6 protein-coding genes are annotated in these 5,299 nt (G+C 37.9%); 5 read left to right on the top strand and 1 reads right to left on the bottom strand.

Annotated elements, in window-relative coordinates:
• Positions 1 to 234 precede the first annotated feature (234 nt).
• The 3 genes from IEY42_RS21590 to IEY42_RS21580 all read left to right on the top strand — a co-directional run bounded on the left by IEY42_RS21590 (position 235) and on the right by IEY42_RS21580 (position 2,577).
• Positions 235 to 1,386, top strand: coding sequence for a hypothetical protein (locus tag IEY42_RS21590; RefSeq protein WP_229780247.1), 1,152 nt, complete (start codon positions 235 to 237; stop codon positions 1,384 to 1,386).
• 228 nt (positions 1,387 to 1,614) lie between these two features.
• Positions 1,615 to 1,977 carry an AbrB/MazE/SpoVT family DNA-binding domain-containing protein gene (locus IEY42_RS21585; protein ID WP_229780245.1) on the top strand — a complete coding sequence of 121 codons (363 nt, stop codon included), beginning with the start codon at positions 1,615 to 1,617 and terminating at the stop codon, positions 1,975 to 1,977.
• A 189-nt stretch (positions 1,978 to 2,166) separates the two neighbouring features.
• A complete protein-coding gene (locus IEY42_RS21580; RefSeq protein ID WP_188739078.1) occupies positions 2,167 to 2,577 on the top strand; it encodes an Xre family toxin-antitoxin system antitoxin in 411 nt (136 codons plus the stop codon).
• A 157-nt stretch (positions 2,578 to 2,734) separates the two neighbouring features.
• On the opposite strand, the gene IEY42_RS21575 is transcribed toward IEY42_RS21580, so the two are convergent.
• On the bottom strand, positions 2,735 to 3,244 hold the full coding sequence (locus tag IEY42_RS21575; RefSeq protein ID WP_188739077.1) for a hypothetical protein: 510 nt from the start codon (positions 3,242 to 3,244) through the stop codon (positions 2,735 to 2,737).
• 156 nt (positions 3,245 to 3,400) lie between these two features.
• On the opposite strand from IEY42_RS21575, the gene IEY42_RS21570 reads away from it, so the two are divergent.
• Positions 3,401 to 3,640 carry a helix-turn-helix domain-containing protein gene (locus IEY42_RS21570; protein ID WP_188739076.1) on the top strand — a complete coding sequence of 80 codons (240 nt, stop codon included), beginning with the start codon at positions 3,401 to 3,403 and terminating at the stop codon, positions 3,638 to 3,640.
• 663 nt (positions 3,641 to 4,303) lie between these two features.
• Positions 4,304 to 5,251: a tyrosine-type recombinase/integrase gene (locus IEY42_RS21565; RefSeq protein WP_188927247.1), complete on the top strand. Its 948-nt coding sequence runs from the start codon at positions 4,304 to 4,306 to the stop codon at positions 5,249 to 5,251.
• Positions 5,252 to 5,299: the final 48 nt, after the last annotated feature.

The raw sequence follows: 5,299 nt of genomic DNA, 5'->3' as shown, positions 1-5,299 counted from the left end.
AACTGGGATGAAATCGGTGAGGTGGAGTTAAACCCAGAGAACAAAAAAGAAGCAGCTTAACAGTTTAGGCGACAACTACCTTGAAAAACGCCGATTGCGTTATGGCTTCTGGCAATTTCGATTTACATTTTTTCTTCCTCGAAAATGGCAGAGGTCAGAAATGGCTTCAAAGGTGTCCTAGCAGCTTTATTTGTTAGAAAAATAATGACTGTCCTTTGTTTGATGGTTGCTTACATGGCGATTGTCATTTGCTGGCTTTCTGAGTTGGAACTATGGAATTTTGAACAGCTAAAAAATACTATTTTTTGGTGCGTTTCTGTTGGTTTCATGTCGCTATTTAAGCTTGAAAAAATCAAAAAAGATAAGCATTTTTTCAAGCACTCAGTTTTAGGTAACTTGAAACTACTAGCGATTCTTCAATTTGTCGTTGGTGTATATACTTTCGCTCTTTGGATCGAGGTTCTGCTAGTTCCGGTTTTAGCATTATTGGGAGCTATGCTGACTATTGCTGAAACCGACAAAAAACATCATCAGGTAAAGGTTGTTCTAGAGTATTGCCTATCCTCTTTCGGGATAGTCTTAATCGTTTATACTTTGTACATGTTAATGAGCGATTTTGGTGAGTTTGGGAAAGAAAAAACTGCATACGACTTCTTTGTTCCACCATTGCTTACTCTCTGTTACTTACCATTTGTTTTCTTTATGTTGGTTTATTCAACATATGAGCAGGTTTTTGTTCGTCTAAAGTTTTCAATAAAGAGCCGGCTCCATAGATATGCGGCTAAATTCTATGCATTTATATTGTTTAATTTTCGGCTCAGCCTGCTTGAACGGTGGTCATTTCAAGTCGCCAAAGCAAGCATAGAATCACACTCGGATCTGATTGATACCTTTAAATATATATTTAAAGTGAGACATTCTGAGAAAAATCCAAAGGAAGTACCAAAAGAGCAAGGTTGGAGCCCCTACAAAGCCAAAGAATTTCTCGTAAACGAAGGGGTGAACACTGGATTCTATAATAGATCGTTCGAAGACGAATGGTTTGCATCATCCCCAATGAAAGAATTTAGTGATGGTATTATCCCTGATAAAATCGCTTATTATATTGAAGGTTCTGAAGACGTTGTTAAAGTGCTGAAGCTTAGAGTTTACGTGAATGATGCTTCCAGAACAGATCAGGCATGTGAAAAATTAGAAGCTATGGCGGAAGCCTTGAGTATCTCTAGTTTAGGGCTACCTTTATCCGATGAGATGAAAAGTGCTATTTCAGGTTGTAATTCATATTCTGAGAAAGTTGAGGGTAAAACAATCGCCTTGGTTGTAAAGCATTGGCCAAACCATGAGTTTAATGGGTTTGATCTCACAATCCTGATATCAAGCATTTAACAAAGCACTGCTGTTGGACAACTTTTCGCAGAAAGCGGCGTTATCTCCATATAAATTTTAATCCGATACTCACCAATTAGAGTTGGCAATCTAACTTGTTTCTGTCCAAAAGTGTGACAGGATAGCTTAGCAATAAGAAACTAAGCACAAATCAGTCGATCAAATTTTAGTAATACCACAGAGTCGGGAGTTGCTACTCTAATAGTGACGATTCAAAGAGAAGAATTGATGATGAAGAATACTAAACTCAATATATTGCTTTTAAAATGTGACGCAACGGCACCAGTTCCTGATGATTTAACTGCATGGCTTGATTCTCCTTCTGTCGGAAATGAAATTATTACTGGTCACGATGAGATATCTCTGAGTTCTGATGATGAATATCGTGCCGCTTTAAAGACAATCGAAGGATTGTTTGATGCAATACCTAATACCGCTGAATTGGAAAGTTTTTTATCTATTCTTGAAAATGACATGCAACAACACCCCGACAAATTAGTGCCGCTCACAGCAAGTATGCGTAGAAGTGCTGAAAGTTTAGTTGAAAGTGTAGAAATTGATTTTGGTGCTCAGTTATTAGACGAGTTGTAGGTAATTGGGAGACTAGAAGTTATCTGAAAACCTAACTTTGTTCGCTCTTTGTAACGCAGAAATGTTCACAAGTGTGTATGAAGCGAAAGATGTTGAGCCCCTATTGATGCATTAATAAATTAGGTCTTCAGGCTTTTGAATTTCACTTATACTGCTATCAAATACCATTTTCTGTTGGAGTTGCTCTATATGTTAAATGAAGCGTTTTCAGTATTGGTTGGTACAAGCATCGAGCACCTTAATCGTGACTCATATAGCGATATAGAGCTTATTCGGCAGGGGGTAACCGCTGACATGCTAGCTAATGCGATGACGTTTACGGGCTTATCTAGGCGTGAATTAGAAACAGTATTAGGGGTAAAATTAAGACTTTACGATAAGCTGTTGCCAGCCATCGCGACCGAGCGTGTGTTGATGCTCATCAGTACTATTCAAGCAGGAACAGAGTACTTTGGTACGCAAGATAGAATGCTTTTATGGCTAAAGACACCCAACCAGGCGTTTGCTAATCAACAACCGATAACGCTGCTAGATACCATTATCGGTTTGGACATGATTAATGCGACGATAATTAAGTTATCTTATGGCATGACAGCGTAACAACGCCGGTGACTTTACAGCGCCTTGACGACAATTTTAATTACCAAGCTCTATTCCACCCAACATTTTCAACGGCAAATGCCGTTAGCCTAATGACGATTTCCCCTACGGTGCGAATAGTATAGTTTAGTCAATAATCACTTTTGCTAACTTACGTTCAACCTCTACTGCACTTTTTGATTTCATCTATCAATTCATTGACGGCATTGAGCTCAATGCCTTTTGCATATAGCTCGGTATCTAACACCTTGATTTTGCCATTGATGATGGGGCTATATAAATGAAACTTATGACTAAGCAATTTAAAAGCATTGAGTTTATGTGTTAACTGCTTGATATGTTGCTGAAGTACATTATAGTGGTTTTTTACCATGCTCTGATTATCAGTGTGCTTATGTAAAGTACCGTCTGGCCTTTTGGGCTGCATATGAATTGGGGCTTGTAGACTGAATCGTTGTTCATATTGTGCGTTGCGACTTCTTTTAGGAGAAAGCCGTTTCACAAAGCGGTGTTTTTCTAATTGATACAAGTGGTTATGCATGCATTTTCGAAGAATGGCAGCATCTTCAGTCTCATACGTATAGATAAGGGCTTGTAACAAATATTCCGTAGTAAACACGACGGGGCAATGTTTATTAATAATGTCTATAAAATCAACTTGTGTCATTTTGAAGGATTCGAGTTGTGAGTAAATAAACCCAGGGATGCTAGCATCCCTGGGCGAGCGTTTAGCTAATAAGGCAGCGGCAAACTGATATTAGCTAAGTGATTAATCACCATAAAACACACTATAGTGTGTTTTAATTTAATCTACAAGATAAGAATGAAAAAAAAGATTGCGATTGAGTTTGGAAAAAAACTCGCAGAAAAAAGAAAAGAAAAAGACATACTTCAGAAAGACCTGTCACAGCAATGCGGCTTTAGCCTCAACTATATTGGTATCGTAGAGCGCGGTGAGAAAAGCATCAGCTTAGAGAAAGTGTATGTTATTGCAGCGATTCTTGAATGCTCAGTGCATGATTTAATCCCAGACGAGAAAGCGATCTTACTCGAGGTTGAATAGCTTGAGACACAAGATTGTTGAGTAAAGTGAAGGTTTATTTAACCTTAGAAGAGGCGATATGCTGCGTAATGCAGTTACGAGAATAATCTTATCGAAGCACGTCTAGAACAACTCTATGACAGTATTTTGCGGTATATCGATTATCAATGCTTTTTATGTATGATTCAAACTTGCAAAAGCCACTTAAGCACAAGATAAACGGCTAAGGTGGGTAAAGCTGCCAAATATAATTTTTGCCCATCAATATACAATGTCATTTAGCGATACTTTGTTTGTATTGAAAGTGATGACTGTAAAGTTGACTAAGTTACTGCATGCTATGACAGCTCAACAATGTCGGTAACGTTACTGTGTCATGACGAACCGTTAATACTTCCTCCCCCTCAGCCTTTTTTCAACATATTCAAAAAATAATTTACTCATAATATAAATTGTTGACGATGATTTCAGTCATGTTAAACGTGTTCGCTATGACATTTAACACTGTGATTATGTAATGTTTTATTTTGTTCACGACGTTGTAATATTGACTTTTTTAAATGTTAATGGCATATAATCAATTGAAATATAACGATTTATTATTAACTTTTGTATTGTGTATGTTTCAATATCTGTTAATCTGCGCTTAAGAAAAAGCGGGCAAAGACCTGCGTAGGTTAAGCAATGAAAGATTTAACAGTCTCCAATTATGTTAAGCAATATTTATCATCAAGAACACATGAGGTAGCTCCATCAACATTACGTTCTGAACGCTGCAAAGCATCAAAAATCATTAAGTTGTTCGGACAACGTTATATTGATTCTGTCACGCACAGCGACATTATTCAGTTGCGTCAAAAGTTACATAAAAGCTATGCAAACAAGTCGATCAATGAGTTTTATATCATTCTGCGTGCAATATTCAACAATGCATTTCGTGATGGTCTAATCACTCGGAACCCGATGGATGGAATTCAAAACCTATCAGTTTGCCACGCTGAGCCTAGTCCTTTCACTCGAGCTGAATTAACAGCGTTAGCACAAACAAACGTTAGATGTTTATCAGGGAAAAATGCTTTTCAGTTATGTGCACTCACGGGGCTTCGTATAAGTGAGTTGTTGGCAATAAGCTGGGAAGATATTGACTTTATTAACGCAAAACTCAAAGTCAGAATTGCATTAGTCGACAAGCAATATAAAACACCAAAAACACCTGGGTCACAACGCACAGTTGAGTTATGTGCTTCTGCTATTAGCATATTAACACAACAAAAATTGATAACTGGACATCGAAAGCCAAGAAAGATTTCGGTGTTACAACGCGACAATAAAACCAAAAAAATAGAAAATTTATCACTCGTTTTCTACAACACTCAGACAAATCAGCCGTTTTTAAGTGCGAAACAATTTAATAAAACGTTTTTCACACCATTCTTAATATCGGCCGAGGTGAAGCATCGAGGCGCTGGGCAACTTAGGCACACTTTTGCAAGCCAAGCGCTCACGTCTGGTATATCTAAAGAATGGATAGCTAGACAATTAGGTCACGAAAGCACTGCGATGATTGACATTCATTATGCAAGGTGGATGTGTGCAGATGCGCCAGACTTTGTGAATTGCGTATTCCGGTGATGGTGAACACCGATTCCGGTTTTATCGTGAACACTTAAATTCCACGCA

The organism is Shewanella algicola, assembly GCF_014648035.1.
In the GTDB taxonomy this organism is placed as follows: Bacteria; Pseudomonadota; Gammaproteobacteria; order Enterobacterales; family Shewanellaceae; genus Shewanella; species Shewanella algicola.
This window is presented reverse-complemented; position numbering and strand designations above follow the sequence as displayed.

Coding starts and splice junctions, on each gene's coding strand:
- IEY42_RS21565 (WP_188927247.1), top strand. CDS start 4,304: ATGAAAGATTTAACAGTCTCCAATTATGTTAAGCAATATTTATCATCA.
- IEY42_RS21575 (WP_188739077.1), bottom strand. CDS start 3,244: ATGACACAAGTTGATTTTATAGACATTATTAATAAACATTGCCCCGTC.
- IEY42_RS21585 (WP_229780245.1), top strand. CDS start 1,615: ATGATGAAGAATACTAAACTCAATATATTGCTTTTAAAATGTGACGCA.
- IEY42_RS21590 (WP_229780247.1), top strand. CDS start 235: ATGGCGATTGTCATTTGCTGGCTTTCTGAGTTGGAACTATGGAATTTT.
- IEY42_RS21580 (WP_188739078.1), top strand. CDS start 2,167: ATGTTAAATGAAGCGTTTTCAGTATTGGTTGGTACAAGCATCGAGCAC.
- IEY42_RS21570 (WP_188739076.1), top strand. CDS start 3,401: ATGAAAAAAAAGATTGCGATTGAGTTTGGAAAAAAACTCGCAGAAAAA.